Source organism: Bradyrhizobium sp. CB1717, assembly GCF_029714325.1.
In the GTDB taxonomy this organism is placed as follows: Bacteria; Pseudomonadota; Alphaproteobacteria; order Rhizobiales; family Xanthobacteraceae; genus Bradyrhizobium.
Window position 1 is genome coordinate 8469008 of sequence record NZ_CP121666.1, and the last position, 18529, is coordinate 8487536.

The window sequence follows — 18529 nt, forward strand, 5'->3', positions numbered from 1 at the left end:
AAGCCGCGATGGAACCCCGGCGCCGCCTCGGACGTTGTGACGTCATCAATGGGCGCGCGGAAGCTTTCCGTGCGGGAGAGGGTATTGTGCGCGTCCTTCCCAGTGAACGTCTGATTCCCGGCGGCGGCGAAGGTGAGCCGCTCCCCGGCAGCCATGCTGACCTGCCGCCAGTCATCCGCCGCACCGAGTTCGTCGCCTTCGCGATCGCCGGCCTGCTGCTGATCGCAGTGGTCGCGGTGCTCTACGTTGCAAGGGCGTTCTTCCTCCCCGTGGTGATGGCCTTTGTCGTCGGCACGATGCTGTCCCCGGCTGCGACCTTCCTGGAAAACCGCAAGGTGCCGCGCGGGCTGGGCGCAGTCCTGATCGTGATTGCCGTGACCGCCGTGGTGACCTTCGTCGTCGCGCTGATCGCCTCGCCCGTGATGGAGTGGAGCTCGCGCCTGCCCGAGCTCGGCGCGCAGTTGAAAGACAAGCTGCACGTGTTCGACCGGCCGCTGATGCTGTGGCGCGAGCTGCAAGCCATGGTCGGCGGCTCGGAGGGGCTGCCGAGCTTCCAGCTGCCGAAATTCGAATGGGTGCAGCCGACGCTGGAATTCCTCTCGCCCACCTTCACCGAATTCCTGCTGTTCTTCGTCACGCTGATCCTGTTCATCGCGAGCTGGCGCGATCTGCGGCGGGCGTTGATCATGACGTTCAGCGACCGCGATGCGCGGCTGCGCACGCTGCGCATTCTCAACGAGATCGAGGTCCATCTCGGCAGTTACCTGCTGACGGTGACCGTCATCAATATCGGCGTGGGCATTGCCGCCGGATTGGTCTGCGCCCTGACCGGCATGCCCAACCCGGCCGGCCTGGGCGCACTTGCCGCAACCCTCAACTTCATCCCGATCATCGGGCCGATTGCGATGTTCGCCATATTGGTCGTGGTGGGCCTCGTCGCCTTCCCGACCATCGGCGGCGGCCTGGCTGCCGCCATCGCCTTCGGCGGCATCACCTTCCTGGAGGGACATTTCGTCACGCCGACCATCATCGGCCGCCGCCTGGCGCTGAATGCGCTGGCGGTGCTGCTGGCGCTGGCGTTCTGGACCTGGTTGTGGGGGCCGATGGGTGCCTTCCTGTCGTCGCCGCTACTCATCGTCGGGCTGATCCTGAAGGAACATCTTTTGCCGGAGGATGCGCCGCAGCTGCCGCAGGAGTAACCGGTTTCCGCAATCGGAACTTACCCGACGACGAAACGTTTTCCGGCTATCTCAGCCGCAAACAGTTCGGAGCTTCCTGATGTCAACGACCAGTGCCGAAGCCGGAATGAGCGACTGGACCGACAAAGCCTCCAGAGAACGCCTCGAGAAGGATGTAGCAGCCGTGAAAAGCGATATCGCCGCCCTCACCGACCAGATCACCGACGCGCTCAATACCTTTGCCAATTCCACCAGCAAGCAGGCCAGGCGGGGCTATCGCCAGGCGCGCGAGAACATGGATTCCGCGATCGACGACATGTCGGAGCGCAGCAGCGCCATGATGGGCGCAGCGCAGGATGCCTATGGATCGATCGAGGAGACGCTGGAAGAGGCGATCACGCAGCGGCCGCTGGCGACCGTCGGGCTCGCGCTCGGCATCGGCTTCCTGATCGGCATCGCCTGGCGCCGGTAAGGATGCCCGGCCAACGTTGAGGCGGCGCCGCCGCGCCGCCAAGGCCGGCTTGTGACATCCAGGCTTGTGGGGATCCGAGGAGCAAGGCCATGTTCCAGCGCATCATCGACGGCATCAGTGCATCGACCGGCACGACGGTCCGGCTGACGTCGCTTGCCGCGGGCGCCGCATTCGCGTTGTTCATCACGACATGCTTCCTCTGCGCCGCGGCCTTCATCGCGGTGCTCGAAAAATACGGTCCGGTGCAGGCCTGCCTCACCGGTGCCGGCGTCTTCTTTCTGCTGACCTTGACCGTCGCGGTGAGCTACTGGGCGTACAGACGGCAATTGCGCAAGGAGGCCCGCATCGCGGCCGAGCGCGCCGCGAAGTCGACGGTCCAGAGCATGCTCGCCGACCCCATGCTGCTCGCCACCGGGCTGCAGATCGTCCGTGCCATCGGGGTCAAGCGGCTGTTGCCGATCCTGGCCATCGGCGGCGTTGCGCTGGGAATCATGGCGAGCCGCGCCGGCGTCCCCGACGAAGCATCGGCAGAGCCCGCCGAGTAACGGCCGGCATCTCAGCCGCGGCTGCGGACGATACAGATCGCGGCCACCGCGAGCGGAATGGTCAACGCGCCCCAGGACAGCGGCAGCCAAATTCCGGTCTGACCAATCAACGCCGCGAACAGGCCGAAAATGCTCAGGGCCGCGAGCAACGCAGGCCAGCGCCAGATCAGGTTGAGCGAGCGGCGGGCCGTCATTCTGCTGCTCCCGGCGACGACAGCGGCAGGGTCGCGGCGGGCCGCTGTTGCGTCTTCGCGGCCTGCGGCCGCGCAAGCCAGAGATAGAGCCCGCTGCCGAGCACGAAGATCGTCACGAGGTCCAGCACCACCCAGATGATCTTCAGCGGCATGCCGCCATAGTCGCCGAAATGCAGCGGGCGCGACAGTTCCAGCGCGCGAAGGTACCAGGGCATGGTGACCGCGGACACCAGCGCTCCGCTTCTCGCATCGACCAGCACCGGGCTGAACAGGCGCGAGGTCAGCGGCTCCTTGCCCTTGGTCCAGACCACGTAGTGGAAGGGCGAACCGAACGGCGAGCCGGGATACACGACGCTGGTCGCGGTCATGTCGGGGAAGGCCGCCTTCACCGTGTCATAGGCCGCCTGCGGCGAGGACAGCTCCGACGTGTGCGGCACCGGCTTGCCCTGCAGCGGCGCCAGCATCGCGCGGACGTCGGTCTGCTGCCACAGCGCGAACAGCGGCGTCGAGAGCTCGTTGATCACGCCGGTGGTGCCGACCACCAGCGCCCAGCCGACGGTGACGACGCCGAGCAGGTTATGCAGGTCGAGCCATTTCAGCCGTGGCGACCTCGCCGCGCGCACGGTGCCGAAATCCAGCTTGCGCATGAAGGGCCCGTAGATCGCGATGCCGGAGACGATCGCTGCGATGAACAGAAGCGCCATCGCGCCGAGGAACAATTCGCCCGCAAGCCCTGCGAACAGGTCGCGGTGCAGCGACAGCATCAATTGCAGGAATGTCAGCCCGTCCTCCCCGAACGGTTTGGTCTGCTTCAGCACATCGCCGGTGTGGGCGTCGAACCGGATCGAGTGCAGCGACCTGCGGTTGGCCTTGAAGGCCTCCCAGGAGCTCGCCATGAACACCATGATCTTGGGCTCGTCATCGTCGACGAACACCGAGAGGATGGTCTCGCCGGGATACAGCTTCCGGCTGGCCCCGACCACCCGGTCAAGGCTGACATTGGGCGTGCCCTCGGCGACCTGCGCATAGGGCAAGGCGTCGTCGAGCAGGCCGTCGATCTCGTCGCGCAACACCAGCGGCAGGCCGGTGATGCAGATCAGCAGCAGGAACAGCGTGCAGATCAGGCTCGACCATTTATGCACGAACAGCCAGCGCCGCAGCGCGGGCGTTCGCTCATAGACACGTTCCCTGGAGATCGCCTGTTCGGTCATGCCGTTCCTCTACCAGTGGTAGCGCAGCGTCGCAATCACGTTACGACGGAGGCCGTAATAGCAGCCGATGTCCTGGCAAAGCGTCACATAGGTCTTGTCGAAGATGTTCGTGGCGTTGACCTGCGCCGAATAACCCTTGAACATCGGCCCCAGTGCGGAGAAGTCATAGTGAATCGCCGCATCGAACAACGTGACGTCCGGGACATAGAAAGTGTTTGCTGTGTTACCTGCCGTCTCGCCGATATAGCGCACGCCGCCGGACAGACCGAAGCCGTCGAGCGGGCCGCCATGGAAGGTGTAATCGACCCAAGCCGATGCCGAGTTCATCGGGGCGATGACCGGATGCTTGCCGAGCTGGCTCGGCGTGTTGGTCCGCGTCACGATGTTGTCGAGATAGGTGTAGGACGCCAGCACGGTCAGCTCACGGCTGATCTCGGTCTTGGCCTCCAGCTCGATGCCGCGCGAACGGATTTCGCCGGTCTGAACACGCGAGCCGGGAGGATGAGTGGGATCCGTATCCGGCGTCAGCACGTTCTGCTGGATCAGGTTGAACGCGGCGAGCGTGTAGAGCGAGTTTGCGTTTGGCTGGTACTTGATGCCCACTTCTTCCTGCTTGCCGGTTGTCGGCGAGAACGGACGGAGAAGAGCATCGGTGCCGGCAGTCGGCTGGAACGACTCGGTGTACTGGATGTAGGGCGCGATCCCGTTGTCGAACTTGTAGAGCAGCGCACCGCGCTTGGTGACCGCCGTGTCGGACTTTGGCGCGGTCGAGGTGGTCCCGTTCGCGTAGGTCAGCGTATCGGTGCTGGACTGCGCCCGATCATGACGGATACCGAGCAGCGCGACCCAGCGGTCGAATTTGATCTGATCCTGCGCGTAGACACCGAGTTGATCGATTGTCTGCCGGACATTCGTCGTATTGGGCACCGGACCGAACGGCACGCCATAGACCGGATTGAACGCGTTGATCGGCGGCGCGACCAGGAGCTGGCCGTTGAGCCGCTTGTCGACGGCGTTGGTGTAGTCAAGACCCGCGAGCACGATGTGCTCGAACGGACCGGCATTGAATCTGGTCTCGAGCTGGTTGTCGACGTTGATCGAGCGGATCGATTCCAGCGTCGTGAAGGCCGCACGCTTGAGATTGGTCGGATCTGTCTGGCTGCCGTTGGGGGACACCACCGCGAAATCAGTGCTGAGATCCATGTAACGCAGGTTCTGTCGCACCTTGACGTTATTGTTGAAGCTGTGTTCGAGCAAATAGCCGACTGTGCCGACTGTGCGGTCGGTCTTGTCGAAATTCGGCTCGCCGGAATAGAAGCTCGTCGGGATATAGCTGCCCTTGTAGGGCGTGATGGTGCCGATGCCGCTCGGCAGAAGCTGGTTGTAGAAGCCGGCCTTGGGATCGCGTTGATAGGTGCCGAGCACCGTCAGCGTGGTCTGGTTGTCCGGCCGCCAGGTCAGCGACGGCGCGATCGAGATGCGCTGATAGTCGGCGTGATCGACCTGGCTGCCCACATCGAAGCCGGACGCGGTGAAGCGGTAGAGAAACTCCTTGTTCTTGTCGATTGGACCGGACAGGTCGACGCCCGCCTGGACGCGGCCGTAGCTGCCGGTCGACACGAACATCTCGTGATAGGGCTCCAGCGTCGGACGCTTGGAGACGAGATCGACGATGCCGCCCGGCGACGACTGACCGTAGAGAACGGAGGCCGGACCATGCAGGATCTCGACGCGCTCGAGATTGAAGGGCTCGACGATCGGATAGGCGAAGACGCCAAAATTCAGCAGCCGCAGCGAGTCCAGATATTGGTCGGCCAGGAAGCCGCGAATGTAGATATTGTCGAAGCGCGCGTCGGCCCCGAGATTTTCGCTCCTCACGCCCGACGTATAGCGTACCGCCTGCGCAATGCTCTGCGCGCCCTGGGCCTGGATCTGGTCCTGCGTCACGACGGAGATCGCGACCGGCGTCTCGATCAGCGGCGCGTCGGTCTTTGTGCCGGTCGCGCTCCTTGTCGCGACCACGCCGTCGACATGGCCGAATGCCGATTCCTTGTGGCCTCCCCCCGCTCCGGCGCCGGCGGCGGCTGCCGCGGCAGCGCCAGCGGGCGCATTGCCGCGCGAGACCGCGCGCGCGCGGGCCGCACTGCGGCTACGCGAGGACGGTGCGCTGGTGCGCTTGCGAGCCTCGCTTGCCTGGACGACGACCGTTCCAAGCTCGGTCCCCGCCCCCGCGGACGCACCCGAGGTCGACGATTGGGCCGCCGCCCCTCCCGTAACAACAATCAAGACAACCGAGCTGACGGCCCCCATGAGCCGCCAGCGCCTCACTTCCAAAACGCCCACTGCAACTTCCCCAACTTCCAACGACTGCGCAATGCAGCCAGCCGGAACAAGGAGTTAGCGCAGCGGTTCGACGTTGCGGGGTGAAAGGTTTCCAGCCTGGAGGTTTTCTATTTCCAGACTACAGAGTCACTGCAACCGGGAGCAGAACGGTGCAGTACCGGGAGCGACCGATGCCTGCCGCGACCGCAGGCGGATTGTCGCTTTGCAAAAGTTGCGACCGAGACGGGTTCAACGCAGACCTGCAAATGCAGCGGCAGATCCTGCGCAATTTTGCATCAATCGGGACAAACCGCCCCACTCACGCAAACGCTACTCGGATAGGCAGGCGGTTGCCGGTAAAAACATCACCCTGATTCTCAAAGCTATTTTACTCAATGAAACCGTCCGTCAAGGCGAACCTCGCCGCATTTCAGCACGACGCCAGACTCTATCTGACGCTCGGCATCGCCAATTGGTCGGTGTTCGTCGACCATATTCCGAACAACGTCGTCAACCTGCTGACGCTGCGCAACTTCGGCTTCAGCGGCGCCGCCGATCTGTTCGTGTTCGTGGTGGGCTATGGCGTTGCCATCATCCACGGCAGGATGGCACTGGAGCGCGGCTACGTGGTCGCTGCAACGCGCATCTTCCGTCGCGTCTGGCGACTCTACGCCGCCTATGTCGTGCTGTTCGTGATTTATATCGACACCATCGCCTATGTCGCCTCGCAATCGATGGCACCGGAGATCATCCACGAATACAACATCTCGGGAATTCTCGAGCACCCGCTGCGCATCCTGATCCGTGGCCTCGTGCTCCAGGAAGAGCCGCTGAACCTCGACCTGCTGCAACTGATGATCCCACTGATGGCGTTCTTTCCGCTCGTGCTGTGGGGGCTGCTGCGATGGCCGAACCTGACGCTGGCGGCATCGGTCGCGCTGTACGTCGCCGCGCGCTGGTTCGACTGGAATTTCCGGGTCTACCCGGACCAGGAATGGACCTTCAATCCGCTGTGCTGGCAGATGCTGATGGTGCTGGGCGGCTGGTTCGCCGTCACAGGCGCGCCGGGGCGTGCGCTGCGCGGCATGTCCTGGCTGCGGATCCTCGCAGGCGCCTATCTGGTCTTCGCGATGGCAGTCACCCTGATGCGCCACTCGCCGACGCTGTCCACCTACCTGCCCGATCTGTTCCTCAACAGCATCGCACCAACCGACAAGGAAAACCTCGCGCCCTATCGCGTGCTCCACTTCCTCGCCCTCGCGCTCATTGCGACCCATCTCATTCCGGCCGATCATCCCGGCCTGAAATGGAGGCCGCTACAGGCGGTGATCGCATGCGGCGAGGAATGGCTCGCGGTGTTCTGCGTCGCCGTGTTCCTGTCCTTCGCCGGCCACCTCATCCTGATCACCGGGCCGAACCTGGTAGTGATGCAGGTCGCGGTGAGCATCACCGGCTTCGCCGCGATGACCGGGCTCGCCTATTACATCGCATGGTCGAAACGGCAGGATCTGCCGGCAGCCCTGCGGCACCAGGCCTAAAGCTAAATCGCTCCGACAACAAAATCGTGCGATTCTGCTAGGCCGAAAGCGGCCGCTGCGCTATGCCGGGACTCTGCGTGAGGAGACCGGCGTGGCGATGGCGAAAGGCGGGGGTGAAGAGGCGGAGAGCGCGCCCCGGCGCGGCCGGCCAAGGTCGATCGAGACCACCAACGCCATCCTCGAAAGCGCCTATGCGCTGATGGCGGCCACGGGCCTTGCCACGACCACGATCGATGCGATCGCACGCCACTCCAGCGTGTCCAAGATGACGATCTACAAATGGTGGCCGTCGCGGGAAGCGCTGCTGATCGACGCCTTCCTCCACCATGCCGCGCAGATGCTGCCGCTGCCGCCCGCGAGCGCCGGTACGCCCGCGGCGCGCGCGCGCCGCCACGCCGCCGCCTATGCCGAGGCGCTGCAGGGCGAGTTCGGCAAGGTCCAGCTCGCCGTCATCTCCGAATGCATCTCCAAGACCGGCTCGGCGGAGCTGTTCTACGCCCGCTACTTACAATTCCGCCGCGACGCGCTGGTGGACATGATCGCCGCGGGCCAGCAGGACGGCAGCATTCTGGCCGGGGGGCTCGCTGAAGATCTCTACGACGCGATCTATGGCAGCCTGTTCTACCGCTACATCTTCGGCATCGCGCCGATCACACCGGGCTACGCGCGCAATCTGGTCGATCTGGTGTTGCGGCCGAAGGACTAGATCAGCGCACGGGGCGCACCGGCGCCGAGATCTTGTCCGTGCGGTCGCGCTCGGTCATGTCGACCACCGTCTCCATCGGCGCGGTCAGTTCATAGACGTAGGAGACGTCGGTGAAGAAGCGCTTGGCGGTGCCCCCCAGCGCCTCGGGCGCGACGCGGTCCAGCAGGATCAGGCCGAAGTCGGAATCGGGCCGGCGCGTCGCCTCGCTGGTGTTGAACTCCTCCCAGCGGAAATGGAAGACCTCTTCGGGCGCTTCGCCGGTCACCGTCCAGTTGGCGGTGATGTGCGGATGCTTGCCGACCAGCGACAGGCCCTCGTCGGAATGCGAGGCGAGCTCGAAGAACAGCAGCGACAGGCTCTGCGCGGCGCGCGCGCTGACCGCGATGTCGGGGCCGGTCACGGCGATGCGATCGGCATGCGGAATCGCGCGCGCCTCGAACAGGCCCTTCAGCTTGACGCCCTGCCACTGGCTCTCGCTGAGCAGCGAGACCACGTTGGACATGGCGTGGATGCGGCCGATCAGGAGCTCGCGCGCGACGTCGATGTCCGAGCCGTGGCGCAGCGTGCGCGTCACGATCGACTGGATCACAGCCAGGATGTTCTTCACGCGGTGGTTCAGCTCGTCGATGACCGCGGTCAGGCGGCGTTCGAAGCCGATCCGCACCTGGATCTCCCGGCTGAGCCGCAGATTGTTGTAGGCGACATAGCCGAACAGGCCGCACACCATCGCGGTGATGGCAAAACCGATCGCCGCCACGATGATCGCGGTCTGCTCGGCGCGGCGCGCCGAATTGGTCTTCGCGTAGTAGCTGAGCTGCCAGTCGCGGCCGCCGAAGCTCATCGTGCGCGTCGCCGATGGCGCCGGACCGTCCGCGCCCATGCGCGTGGAGACAATGCCCTGGTCGTTGGCGACGAGCTCGCCGCCTTCCTTGCGCGGATCCTTGAGTGCAACCGAGAACAACGACATGTCGTCGTTGGTCAGCATCAGTGTGGCAAGCTCGTAGGAGAACGTGACGAAACCGGCCGGCTCCGTTGCCCCCTCGGGAACCACGGGAGCAGCCACAATGATGCCGATCGGGCCGTTCCCGCGCAACAGCGGCACCGGATCGGAAGCAACCGATCGCTTCTCGATCCTGGCCCGGGCGAGCATCGCGCTGCGCACCGGATCCTGGTCATAGCTGCGGCCAGGCAGCGCCTTGGTCTCGTCACTGCGCGGCTCGAGGTCCATCAGCACGTCGATCGGATGGGTGAGGCTCGCGGGGGCGATGGGCTTATCACTGTAGTCACGGATCTGGGGCTTCGGGAATCCGGCCGCCGCGATCGCCGCCTGCGCCGCCGCGAGCTCGTTCGGCTGAAGCCGGGCAACCCAGCCGGCCACCACGAAGTCAGTCTTGAACGCGTAGATCGCCGAGCGCAGCGGCTCCAGCATATTGGGCTTGAGCACCGACGGCGCACGGAACAGGCCTGAGGCGACGCGCGCGAGCAGCTCGCGCTCGGTGAGCCGGTCCTGAACCAGGCTGGCATGGACGTCGATCGCACGCGCGAGCGCGATCCGGTCCAGCGCCAGCTCCTGGTCGTGGACGCGATAGGCCGCAAGCCCGGAAAGCAAGGCTCCGAGCAGAGCGATGAAGCCGATAATGAAACCCAGCCGGACCACGCGACTACTCAGACGGAAGCGGGAGGTCGGCAATAAACACGGAGCATATGAACGCCGCTCGAACGGCCATGTGCCGAAACAGGGTGAACCCCAATGGCGCAGATAATGGAGGAGGAGGCATCAGTACGCAACTTGGGTCGCCTGGAAAGCTTAATCCGCCCGGCCGAGGGTCCGGCCGGGGATGGAATTGCCCCGGGCACCGGAGGTATTCAATCGCCGTGTCCGAAATTTGTTCCGCAAGGCGCGGCCCTGCCCAGGCGTTAACGACGAAAACCACCTGCGCCAAGTCGTCGCGTCGGGTCAGCCAGCCCGTTTCAGCCCGCCTTTGGCCTCGATAAAGCCGACGATGCGGTCTAGCCCCTCGCTCTTCTTCAGGTTGGTCATGACGAAGGGGCGCTCACCGCGCATGCGCCTTGCGTCCGTCTCCATCTTCTCGAGGGAGGCGCCGACATGGGGCGCAAGATCGATCTTGTTGATGACCAGCAGGTCGGACCGGGTGATGCCGGGGCCGCCCTTGGACGGGATCTTGTCGCCGGCGGCGACGTCGATGACGTAGATGGTGAGGTCGGCAAGCTCCGGGGAAAAAGTGGCAGCGAGATTGTCGCCGCCGGACTCGATCAGCACGAGATCGAGGCCCGGGAATTTCGCGCGCATGTCCGCGACCGCTGCGAGGTTCATCGAGGCGTCCTCGCGGATCGCCGTGTGCGGGCAGCCGCCGGTCTCGACGCCGGCGATGCGATCCGGCGTCAGCGAGCCCGACCGCACCAGGAATTCCGCATCCCATTTGGTGTAGATGTCGTTGGTGATCGCGGCGATGTCATAGCGCTCGCGCATGGTCTTGCAGAGCAGGTCCATCAGCGCGGTCTTGCCTGACCCGACCGGGCCGCCAACGCCGACACGCAGAGGGCCGTGAGATTTCGACATGTCGTCTGCTCTTTCCTAGCGTCGTCCCGGCGAAGGCCGGGACCCATAGCCACCGAATTCGGTTGATGCAGCGGACTGCGGCCACAGCCTTTCATAACCACGACCATTTGTGGTTATGGGTCCCGGCCTTCGCCGGGACGACGCTGAGAGCCTAGCACTCATGACCTGAACAACCGCGTATACTGCGTCTCGTGCCGCAGGCTGGCGAGATCGGCGCGGAAGGTGGCGCTGCCGAGATCGTCCAATGCTGCAGTCAGCGCACGGCTGGCGGTGGCGGCCACCGCCGCTTCCAGCCTCACCAGCACGCGTTGGCTGTCGGTCTGGCCGAGCGGAATGAGGCGGCTGGCCGCCGAGATCCAGTTCGAGACCAGCGCATGCAGGAAGGCGTGCAGCGTCGGTGCCAGCGGCACGCCGTGCATTGCGGCAACTACACCGACGGCGACGGGATAGACCAGTGGCGTGCTGCATGCCGCAACCATGGCATCCAGGCCTTCCGCATCCCACGCGGCGCGGGAGATATCGATGAAGGCGCGGCCCTGCGAGACAGTCTCGAGTTGCCGCTCGCGCGACGGCACGAAGGCGCTCGCGAGTTCCGCGATGTCGCGCAAGGAGGTCTCCTCGCCCGCCTCGGTGGCGCGATAGGCCTGGACCAGGAAGACCGCATCGCAAAAGCCCGAGCCGTCGCCGAGCGTCGCATCGAGCCAGTCGGCCAGCGTCGCGACGTCGACGATGTCGCCCGCTTCGACCGCCCATTCGATGCCGCTGGAATAGGAGAAACCGCCGACGGGGAACGCCGGCGACAGCCAGGTCATCAACCGGTACAGCGCCGCCGCCTCGCGCCCGGCGAGGTCACCGGCACCGACAGGCTCATTTGTGGTCATGAGCATGCTTGTGGCCGTGGTGATGGTCTGGATGGTCGCAATGCTCGTCGTGGTGATGGTGGTGCTCGTGGCCATGATCATGCGCGGCATGGTCATGATGATGGTGGTCATGGCCGTGATGATCATGGTGATCGTGACCATGATCGTGATGATGATGGCCGTGATCGTGGTGCGCATGGTCGTCGTGCCCATGCGCGTGACCGGCGTCCGCATAGGCGCCGCCTTCGGGATCGAACGGCGCCTCGATCTCGATCACGCGCGCACCGAGGCCCTTGACCATGGCCTCGATGACGTGGTCGCGGCGGATGCGCAGGCTCTTGGCCATGATCTGCGTCGGCAGGTGGCGGTTGCCGAGATGCCAGCCGACGCGGATGAGGTGGTGCGGATCGCGGCCGCGGATCTCGAGCAGCGGCTCCGGAGCCGCGACCACCTCGACCAGCCTTCCGTCCTCCAGCACCAGCGCATCGCCGCCGCGCAGCGCGACGGCGTTCTCCAGGTCGAGCAGGAATTCGAGACCGCGCGTCCCCGTCATTGCCATGCGGCGACGGTGCCGGTCGTCAAAATCGAGCACGACCGTGTCCGCTGGCGCTTCCGTGAAGCGGTGTTGTCCCCTGACCTGCGTCGCCCGGATCATGCGTCTTACCTCTTTACCGTGTCTCGACCTTCTCGGGCGTGATGATTTCGATCTTCGGCGGCGCCGCGAAGCACTTCACCGCGATGCGGCCGAACGTCTTCATATGTTCCATGGCGCGATGCGGCACCAATGCCTCGGCACTCTCCCACTGCTCGACGAACACCATCTTGCTGGGATCGGTGACGCTCTCATGCATGTCGTAGGCGATGTTGCCGGGCTCCTTCCGCGTCTCCTTGATGCAGGCGATGGCACCTGCAATGAATTCGGCGCGCGTCTCGGGCTTGATAGTCAGGGTTGCAACGACATAGATCACGAGAAATCCTCCCGGCTTTTCTTCTAAGGGTTAGATACCGGGCGGGACATTAAACCAGGCGGGACCGAACGCAAAACCGGAAAAGCCGTCCCCGGACGCGCACTCAAGCCATATTCCAGGGACATGCGTTGAGTCGCTATTTCAGTACATGAAATATCGCTGCGCCATCGGCAGCACCTCCGCCGGCGCGCAGGTGAGCAGCTCGCCGTCGGCGCGAACCTCGTAGGTCTCCGGATCGACCTCGATATTGGGCGTGGCGTCGTTGTGGATCATGCTCTTCTTGGAGATCTTGCTGCGGGTGTTCTGGACCGCATAGAGCTTCTTCTCGATGCCGAGCTTTCGCGCGAGACCCCCGGTGATCGCAGCCCTCGAGGTGAAGACCACCGAGGACGAGGTACGCGCTCTCCCGAAGGCGCCGAACATCGGCTGATAGTGCACCGGCTGCGGCGTCGGGATCGAGGCATTTGGATCGCCCATGGGCGCTGCGACGATGGTGCCGCCCTTGACGATGCAATCCGGCTTGACGCCGAAGAAGGCCGGCGACCACAGCACGAGATCCGCGAGCTTGCCCTTCTCGACCGAGCCGATCAGCTTCGACACGCCGTGCGCGATCGCGGGGTTGATCGTGTACTTGGCGATGTAGCGCTTGACGCGGAAGTTGTCGTTGTCCTTGCCCTTGTCCTGCGGCAGCGAACCGCGCTGCTTCTTCATCTTGTCGGCGGTCTGCCAGGTGCGAATGATGACCTCGCCGAGGCGGCCCATGGCCTGCGAGTCCGAGGACATCATCGAGAGCGCGCCGAGATCGTGCAGGATGTCTTCGGCCGCGATCGTCTCCTTGCGGATACGGCTTTCCGCGAACGCCAGATCTTCCGCAATCGAGGGATCGAGGTGGTGGCACACCATCAGCATGTCGAGATGCTCGTCGATGGTGTTGCGGGTGAAGGGCCGCGTCGGATTGGTCGAGGACGGCAGCACGTTCTTCAGCCCGGCGACCTTGATGATGTCAGGGGCGTGACCGCCCCCGGCGCCTTCGGTGTGGAAGGCGTGGATGGTGCGGCCCTTGAACGCCTTGATGGTGTCCTCGACGAAGCCGGATTCGTTCAGCGTGTCGGAATGCAGCATCACCTGGATATCGTAATCGTCGGCGACCGACAGGCAGTTGTCGATCGCGGCCGGCGTGGTGCCCCAGTCCTCGTGCAGCTTCAGCGCGCAGGCACCGCCCTTGATCATCTCGACCAGCGCGGCGGGGCGCGAGGCGTTGCCCTTGCCGGAGATGCCGAGATTGACCGGGAAGGCGTCGAACGACTGGATCATCCGGCCCATGTGCCACGGCCCCGGCGTGCAGGTGGTGGCGAAGGTGCCGTGCGAGGGACCGGTGCCGCCGCCGAGCATCGAGGTGACGCCTGACATCAGCGCGTGCTCGATCTGCTGCGGGCAGATGAAATGGATGTGGCTGTCGAAGCCGCCGGCCGTGAGGATCTTGCCTTCGCCCGCGATCACGTCGGTGCCGGGTCCGATGACGATGGTGACGCCGGGCTGGATGTCGGGATTGCCGGCCTTGCCGATCGCGGAGATCATGCCGTCCTTGATGGCGACGTCGGCCTTCACGATGCCCCAGTGATCGACGATCAGCGCATTGGTGATGACCGTGTCGGCCGCGCCCTGCTTGTTGGTGACCTGCGACTGGCCCATGCCGTCGCGGATCACCTTGCCGCCGCCGAATTTCACCTCCTCGCCGTAAGTGGTGAAATCCTTCTCGACCTCGATGATGAGATCGGTATCGGCCAGCCGCACCTTGTCGCCGGTGGTCGGGCCGAACATGTCGGCATAGACGGAACGCTTTATTTTGACGGACATCACAAGCCCCGTTTGCGATTGAAATGTTGGCTGCTCACAGCAAAGCCCTCGCTGCTTTCACAGCATCGTCGAATTTCGTATCGAGCCACGCATTGCCGCCGCGGCAGCCAGCGACAACTTGCTCGGCCCACCCGGTGTAGTCGGCGAGGTCGTCGCGCTCTTCAGCGGTCGGATCGGTTTGAATGCGCGCGCCGATATTGCTGATCTTGTCGGCGATCTTGATCAGCTTGGCGCCGGGAGATTTGTGCGGAGCGTCCTCGACCTGCTTCTGCCGCCGCTCGGCCTTGGGCAGGCTCATGTCGTCGGTGCATTCGACGACGAGGGACGCAACACGATCGGAGAACCTTTGCGCAAGCTCCTCGCGTGTGGTGTCGGTGTCCTCGATTGTGTCGTGCAGCCAGCCGGCTGCGATCAGCTCGGCATCGGCGCCGTCGGTCGCGGTCGCAAGCAGGTTCGCGACCTCGGCGAGGTGATTGATGTAAGGCTCGTCCCCCCGCCCCTTGCGCGCCATTCCATTGTGGCGATGCGCGGCAAGCTCGGCAGCTTCAGAGACAAGGCGGATGGGTGAGAGCATGATCATGTCTCCTCCAGGTCATCAGAGGCGCCGCTCTCTCCGTTCCCTCCCCCCTTGCGGGGGAGGGTCAGGGAGGGGGGTGCTCCGAGCTCCGCTGCCTGAAGGATGGCGAGAGCCACTCCCTCCAGGTTCTTCATCACATCGTCATTGGTGAAGCGCAACACCCGATAGCCGCGGGAGGCGAACCACTCCTCGCGGATCTCGTCGTGGCGGATGCGCTCTGCGAAATCGTGACTTTCGCCATCAACCTCGATAACGAGCTTGCAGGAATGGGCTACAAAATCGGCGATGTAGTTGCCCATTGGAGCTTGCCGACTAAAGCCGAGGCGAGCCAAACGGTGGGCTTTGAGATGACGCCAGAGCAGCGTCTCCGCACGCGTCATCACGCGCCGCAATTGCCGGGCGCGAGTTCTTTGAAACTGAGAGACCTCGTCGTGTGGCATACCCCCCTCCCCAACCCTCCCCCGCAAGGGGGGAGGGAGCGAGACAGTTGCGCTCACCTCACTGTGGACCACCACTCTCATCTCGGCTTACGTCACAGCTTGCCCTGTACCTCGCCACGGAAACCGTAAATCATCTTCCTGCCAGCCACCGCGACGAGCTGGACGTCGCGGGTCTGGCCGGGCTCGAAGCGGACGGCGGTGCCGGCGGCGATGTCGAGGCGCATGCCGCGCGATTTCTTGCGATCGAACTTCAGCGCGGGGTTGGTCTCGAAGAAATGGTAGTGCGAGCCGACCTGGATCGGCCGGTCACCGGTGTTGGCGACCGTCAGCGTCACCGTCTTGCGGCCGGCATTGAGCTCGATCTCGCCGTCCTGGATGAAGAGTTCGCCGGGGATCATGCTCTCGCTCCTACCTGATCGGGTCATGCACGGTGACGAGCTTGGTGCCGTCGGGAAAGGTCGCCTCGACCTGGATGTCGTGGATCATCTCGGGGATGCCCGGCATCACCTGGTCGCGGGTCAGGACCTGCGCACCGGATTGCATCAGCTCGGCGACGGTGCGGCCGTCGCGCGCGCCTTCGAGAATGAAATCGGAGATGATCGCGATCGCCTCGGGATGGTTGAGCTTGACGCCGCGGTCCAGCCTGCGGCGCGCCACGATCGCCGCCATCGAGATCAGAAGCTTGTCCTTTTCGCGGGGAGACAGGTTCATGCGAAATCTCTTCCGTTCAACACGTCAATTCAGCCAGTCATCAGTTCAGCCAGAGCCGCGGCAGGACCGCGCCGGTGCGCGCCAGCACGGCCATCATGTCGGCGCGCAAACGCGCCGCATCTTGGGCACAGAACCGCGCCATTGCAAAGCCATTCCACGCGGAGATTCCGACCTCGCCGGAGAAAGACTCCGACGCTTCCCGGATGCGCTCGACCAGGGCCTCATCGCCGGGCACGATCAGCGCCGTGCCGATCGCCGCGCCACCCTTGGCCACAGCCGATCGCGCGAGCTTTGCGCCGATATCGCCGTCAAGCCGGACGGTTTCCGCGAACACCAGTCTGCCGCCGCGGCGCATCCGCCAGCGGTCGACGAACTCGCCCTGCTCCATCCGCTCGCCCATGGCAGTGCGGCCGAATATGACAATCTCGCAAAGCAGGAGCGAGGCCGCCTCGTCGAGCTCGATGTCGAAGCGGCGCTGCACCCGCGCGCGATCGAACAGGATGGTCTCCTGCGGCAGCCAGGACAAATGCGCGCCCGCGCCGGCCTTCAGCGAGATATTGAGCTGCGCCGTCGGGCCCGGCGCGCGATAGACCTTTTCGGCGGCCGCCGTGGTCAGCGTCAGCCGCGCGCGATCCGCCGCCGATATCTCGATGTCGAAGCGATCGCCGCCGGCAACGCCGCCGGCCGTATTGACGAACACGCCGGAGAGGCCCTGATCTTCCGGCGATGGAAAGCGGACGCGGAGCGAACCGGATTCATGCAAGGCGCCGCGCCGCGTCACGCCGTCGCGCGCATGCACGTCGAAGCGCACCGCGCCACGGGCACGGTTGGCTTCGAATAGCGTGGACGTGGCCGACAGTTCGCTGCGCATCCGTCTCCCCAGCCGGTCGCGGCAGGAATTTTGGCTTACAGCGCCATCTGGCGGCTGATTTCGCCGGGATCGAGGTTGGAGCGGTCGCAGGTGAATTTCACCGCGCCGCGATCCATCACCGCGAAACTGTCGCCGAGTTCGCAGGCAAAGTCGAGATATTGTTCGACCAGCACGATGGCGATGTTGCCGAGGTTGCGCAGGTACGAGATGGCGCGGCCGATGTCCTTGATGATCGAGGGCTGGATGCCCTCGGTCGGCTCGTCGAGCAGGAGCAGTTTTGGCCGCATCACCAGCGCGCGGCCAATCGCGAGCTGCTGCTGCTGGCCGCCGGAGAGGTCGCCGCCGCGCCGGCCGAGCATGGATTGCAGCACCGGAAACAGCGAGAACACGTCGTCCGGAATGTGCTTGTCCTCGCGCTTGAGCGGGCCGAAGCCGGTCTTGAGGTTCTCCTCGACCGTCAGCAGCGGGAATATCTCGCGGCCCTGCGGCACGAAGCCGATGCCCTTGCGCGCCCGCTCATAGGGCTTGAGGCCCGCGATGTCGTTGCCGTCGAACACGATCGCGCCCGAAGAGATGGGATATTGCCCGACCATGGCGCGCAGCAGCGAGGTCTTGCCGACGCCGTTGCGCCCGAGCACGCAAGTCACCTTGCCGGGCTCGGCCGAGATCGAAACGCCGCGCAGCGCCTGCGCCGCGCCGTAGAACAGGTTGATGTCCTTGACCTCAAGCATCGCTCAGCGTCCCAGATAGACTTCGATGACCCGCTCGTTGGACGAGACCTGGTCGATGGTACCTTCCGCGAGCACCGTACCTTCATGCAGGCAGGTGACCTTGACGCCGAGCTCGCGCACGAACGTCATGTCGTGCTCGACCACCATGACGGTGTGGGTCTTGTTGATTTCTTTCAAGAGCTCGGCGGTGAGATGCGTCTCGACGTCGGTCATACCCGCGACGGGCTCGTCGACCAGCAGCAGCTTCGGATCCTGCGCCAGCAGCATGCCGATCTCGAGCCATTGTTTCTGGCCATGGCTGAGACTGCCGGCGAGACGGTTGCGGGCTTCGGTGAGGCGGATCGTCTCCAGCACCTTGTCGATACGCTCGGACTCCGCCTTGCTGCCGCGCCAGAACAGCGTGCCGCGGACCGAGTGGTCGACATTGAGCGCAAGCAGGAGATTGTCCTGCACGGTCTGGCTCTCGAACACCGTCGGTTTCTGGAATTTGCGGCCGATGCCGAGCTCGGCGATGCGGGTCTCGTCCAGCCGCGTCAGGTCGGTGACGCCGTCGAACAGAACGGTGCCCTCGTCGGGCTTGGTCTTGCCGGTGATGATGTCCATCATCGTGGTCTTGCCGGCGCCGTTCGGACCGATGATGGCGCGCATCTCGCCGGGCTCGAGCGTCAGCGACAAATTGTTGATGGCGTGGAAGCCGTCGAACGAGACGTGCACGCCGTCCAGGTAGAGCATCGCGGAAGTCGCACGGGTGTCCATGACGTTCATGA

At 64.5% G+C, this 18529-nt stretch carries 21 protein-coding genes; 5 read left to right on the plus strand and 16 right to left on the minus strand.

Annotated elements, in window-relative coordinates:
* Window positions 1-86 precede the first annotated feature (86 nt).
* The 3 genes from QA649_RS39330 (at window position 87) to QA649_RS39340 (ending at window position 2195) form a co-directional block, all read left to right on the plus strand.
* Window positions 87-1199, plus strand: coding sequence for an AI-2E family transporter (locus tag QA649_RS39330; RefSeq protein ID WP_283021846.1), 1113 nt, complete (start codon window positions 87-89; stop codon window positions 1197-1199).
* Between the two features lie 79 nt (window positions 1200-1278).
* On the plus strand, window positions 1279-1650 hold the full coding sequence (locus QA649_RS39335) for a DUF883 family protein (protein ID WP_283021847.1): 372 nt from the start codon (window positions 1279-1281) through the stop codon (window positions 1648-1650).
* 89 nt (window positions 1651-1739) lie between these two features.
* A complete protein-coding gene (locus tag QA649_RS39340; protein ID WP_283021848.1) occupies window positions 1740-2195 on the plus strand; it encodes a hypothetical protein in 456 nt (151 codons plus the stop codon).
* A gap of 11 nt (window positions 2196-2206) precedes the next feature.
* On the opposite strand, the gene QA649_RS39345 is transcribed toward QA649_RS39340, so the two are convergent.
* From QA649_RS39345 to QA649_RS39355, 3 genes are read right to left on the minus strand one after another with little or no spacing between them, the layout of a single operon-like run.
* Entirely contained in the window at window positions 2207-2389 is a 183-nt protein-coding gene (locus tag QA649_RS39345) for a hypothetical protein (RefSeq protein WP_283021849.1), read from the minus strand.
* Window positions 2386-3600 carry a PepSY-associated TM helix domain-containing protein gene (locus QA649_RS39350; RefSeq protein ID WP_283021850.1) on the minus strand — a complete coding sequence of 405 codons (1215 nt, stop codon included), beginning with the start codon at window positions 3598-3600 and terminating at the stop codon, window positions 2386-2388. Before QA649_RS39350 ends, QA649_RS39345 begins: the two co-directional genes overlap by 4 nt.
* Before the next feature lie 9 nt (window positions 3601-3609).
* Entirely contained in the window at window positions 3610-5943 is a 2334-nt protein-coding gene (locus tag QA649_RS39355; protein ID WP_283021851.1) for a TonB-dependent siderophore receptor, read from the minus strand.
* A gap of 374 nt (window positions 5944-6317) precedes the next feature.
* On the opposite strand from QA649_RS39355, the gene QA649_RS39360 reads away from it, so the two are divergent.
* Together QA649_RS39360 and QA649_RS39365 are read left to right on the plus strand one after the other, a co-directional pair.
* Window positions 6318-7460: an OpgC domain-containing protein gene (locus QA649_RS39360; protein ID WP_283021852.1), complete on the plus strand. Its 1143-nt coding sequence runs from the start codon at window positions 6318-6320 to the stop codon at window positions 7458-7460.
* Between the two features lie 97 nt (window positions 7461-7557).
* Window positions 7558-8166: a TetR/AcrR family transcriptional regulator gene (locus QA649_RS39365; protein ID WP_283026202.1), complete on the plus strand. Its 609-nt coding sequence runs from the start codon at window positions 7558-7560 to the stop codon at window positions 8164-8166.
* A gap of 1 nt (window position 8167) precedes the next feature.
* On the opposite strand, the gene QA649_RS39370 is transcribed toward QA649_RS39365, so the two are convergent.
* The 13 genes from QA649_RS39370 to urtD form a co-directional block, all read right to left on the minus strand.
* A complete protein-coding gene (locus QA649_RS39370; RefSeq protein WP_283021853.1) occupies window positions 8168-9823 on the minus strand; it encodes an HWE histidine kinase domain-containing protein in 1656 nt (551 codons plus the stop codon).
* Between the two features lie 300 nt (window positions 9824-10123).
* A complete protein-coding gene (gene ureG / locus QA649_RS39375; protein WP_283021854.1) occupies window positions 10124-10747 on the minus strand; it encodes an urease accessory protein UreG in 624 nt (207 codons plus the stop codon).
* Window positions 10748-10905: 158 nt separating this feature from the next.
* Window positions 10906-11634: an urease accessory protein UreF gene (locus QA649_RS39380; RefSeq protein WP_349254089.1), complete on the minus strand. Its 729-nt coding sequence runs from the start codon at window positions 11632-11634 to the stop codon at window positions 10906-10908.
* Complete coding sequence (ureE, locus tag QA649_RS39385) at window positions 11615-12262, minus strand: urease accessory protein UreE (protein ID WP_283021855.1); 648 nt, start codon at window positions 12260-12262, stop codon at window positions 11615-11617. The genes QA649_RS39380 and ureE overlap by 20 nt, the downstream gene beginning before the upstream one ends.
* A 13-nt stretch (window positions 12263-12275) precedes the next feature.
* On the minus strand, window positions 12276-12575 hold the full coding sequence (locus tag QA649_RS39390; RefSeq protein WP_283021856.1) for a putative quinol monooxygenase: 300 nt from the start codon (window positions 12573-12575) through the stop codon (window positions 12276-12278).
* Window positions 12576-12716: 141 nt separating this feature from the next.
* Complete coding sequence (gene ureC, locus QA649_RS39395; protein ID WP_283021857.1) at window positions 12717-14432, minus strand: urease subunit alpha; 1716 nt, start codon at window positions 14430-14432, stop codon at window positions 12717-12719.
* A gap of 34 nt (window positions 14433-14466) precedes the next feature.
* Window positions 14467-15006: an HD domain-containing protein gene (locus QA649_RS39400; protein WP_283021858.1), complete on the minus strand. Its 540-nt coding sequence runs from the start codon at window positions 15004-15006 to the stop codon at window positions 14467-14469.
* 2 nt (window positions 15007-15008) lie between these two features.
* Window positions 15009-15449 carry an endonuclease domain-containing protein gene (locus QA649_RS39405; RefSeq protein ID WP_283021859.1) on the minus strand — a complete coding sequence of 147 codons (441 nt, stop codon included), beginning with the start codon at window positions 15447-15449 and terminating at the stop codon, window positions 15009-15011.
* A gap of 92 nt (window positions 15450-15541) precedes the next feature.
* Window positions 15542-15847, minus strand: a complete 306-nt coding sequence (locus tag QA649_RS39410) for an urease subunit beta (RefSeq protein ID WP_283021860.1) — start codon at window positions 15845-15847, stop codon at window positions 15542-15544.
* Between the two features lie 10 nt (window positions 15848-15857).
* Window positions 15858-16160: an urease subunit gamma gene (locus QA649_RS39415; protein WP_018646611.1), complete on the minus strand. Its 303-nt coding sequence runs from the start codon at window positions 16158-16160 to the stop codon at window positions 15858-15860.
* 40 nt (window positions 16161-16200) lie between these two features.
* The gene (locus QA649_RS39420; RefSeq protein WP_283021861.1) at window positions 16201-17031 is read right to left on the minus strand and encodes an urease accessory protein UreD; all 831 of its coding nucleotides are present in this window, start codon (window positions 17029-17031) and stop codon (window positions 16201-16203) included.
* Window positions 17032-17066: 35 nt separating this feature from the next.
* Window positions 17067-17762 (minus strand): urea ABC transporter ATP-binding subunit UrtE, encoded by a 696-nt coding sequence (urtE, locus tag QA649_RS39425; RefSeq protein WP_283021862.1) that lies wholly within the window; start codon window positions 17760-17762, stop codon window positions 17067-17069.
* 3 nt (window positions 17763-17765) lie between these two features.
* Window positions 17766-18527, minus strand: coding sequence for an urea ABC transporter ATP-binding protein UrtD (gene urtD / locus QA649_RS39430; protein ID WP_018646608.1), 762 nt, complete (start codon window positions 18525-18527; stop codon window positions 17766-17768).
* Window positions 18528-18529: the final 2 nt, after the last annotated feature.

Excerpts from the sequence above, each read along its gene's own strand:
- urtE (WP_283021862.1), bottom strand. The coding sequence starts at position 17,762 with ATGCTTGAGGTCAAGGACATCAACCTGTTCTACGGCGCGGCGCAGGCG.
- QA649_RS39335 (WP_283021847.1), top strand. The coding sequence starts at position 1,279 with ATGTCAACGACCAGTGCCGAAGCCGGAATGAGCGACTGGACCGACAAA.
- QA649_RS39410 (WP_283021860.1), bottom strand. The coding sequence starts at position 15,847 with ATGATCCCCGGCGAACTCTTCATCCAGGACGGCGAGATCGAGCTCAAT.
- QA649_RS39420 (WP_283021861.1), bottom strand. The coding sequence starts at position 17,031 with ATGCGCAGCGAACTGTCGGCCACGTCCACGCTATTCGAAGCCAACCGT.
- QA649_RS39405 (WP_283021859.1), bottom strand. The coding sequence starts at position 15,449 with ATGCCACACGACGAGGTCTCTCAGTTTCAAAGAACTCGCGCCCGGCAA.
- ureG (WP_283021854.1), bottom strand. The coding sequence starts at position 10,747 with ATGTCGAAATCTCACGGCCCTCTGCGTGTCGGCGTTGGCGGCCCGGTC.
- QA649_RS39365 (WP_283026202.1), top strand. The coding sequence starts at position 7,558 with ATGGCGAAAGGCGGGGGTGAAGAGGCGGAGAGCGCGCCCCGGCGCGGC.
- QA649_RS39345 (WP_283021849.1), bottom strand. The coding sequence starts at position 2,389 with ATGACGGCCCGCCGCTCGCTCAACCTGATCTGGCGCTGGCCTGCGTTG.
- QA649_RS39380 (WP_349254089.1), bottom strand. The coding sequence starts at position 11,634 with ATGCTCATGACCACAAATGAGCCTGTCGGTGCCGGTGACCTCGCCGGG.
- QA649_RS39415 (WP_018646611.1), bottom strand. The coding sequence starts at position 16,160 with ATGAACCTGTCTCCCCGCGAAAAGGACAAGCTTCTGATCTCGATGGCG.
- QA649_RS39360 (WP_283021852.1), top strand. The coding sequence starts at position 6,318 with ATGAAACCGTCCGTCAAGGCGAACCTCGCCGCATTTCAGCACGACGCC.
- ureE (WP_283021855.1), bottom strand. The coding sequence starts at position 12,262 with ATGATCCGGGCGACGCAGGTCAGGGGACAACACCGCTTCACGGAAGCG.
- QA649_RS39350 (WP_283021850.1), bottom strand. The coding sequence starts at position 3,600 with ATGACCGAACAGGCGATCTCCAGGGAACGTGTCTATGAGCGAACGCCC.
- QA649_RS39340 (WP_283021848.1), top strand. The coding sequence starts at position 1,740 with ATGTTCCAGCGCATCATCGACGGCATCAGTGCATCGACCGGCACGACG.
- QA649_RS39400 (WP_283021858.1), bottom strand. The coding sequence starts at position 15,006 with ATGCTCTCACCCATCCGCCTTGTCTCTGAAGCTGCCGAGCTTGCCGCG.
- ureC (WP_283021857.1), bottom strand. The coding sequence starts at position 14,432 with ATGTCCGTCAAAATAAAGCGTTCCGTCTATGCCGACATGTTCGGCCCG.
- urtD (WP_018646608.1), bottom strand. The coding sequence starts at position 18,527 with ATGAACGTCATGGACACCCGTGCGACTTCCGCGATGCTCTACCTGGAC.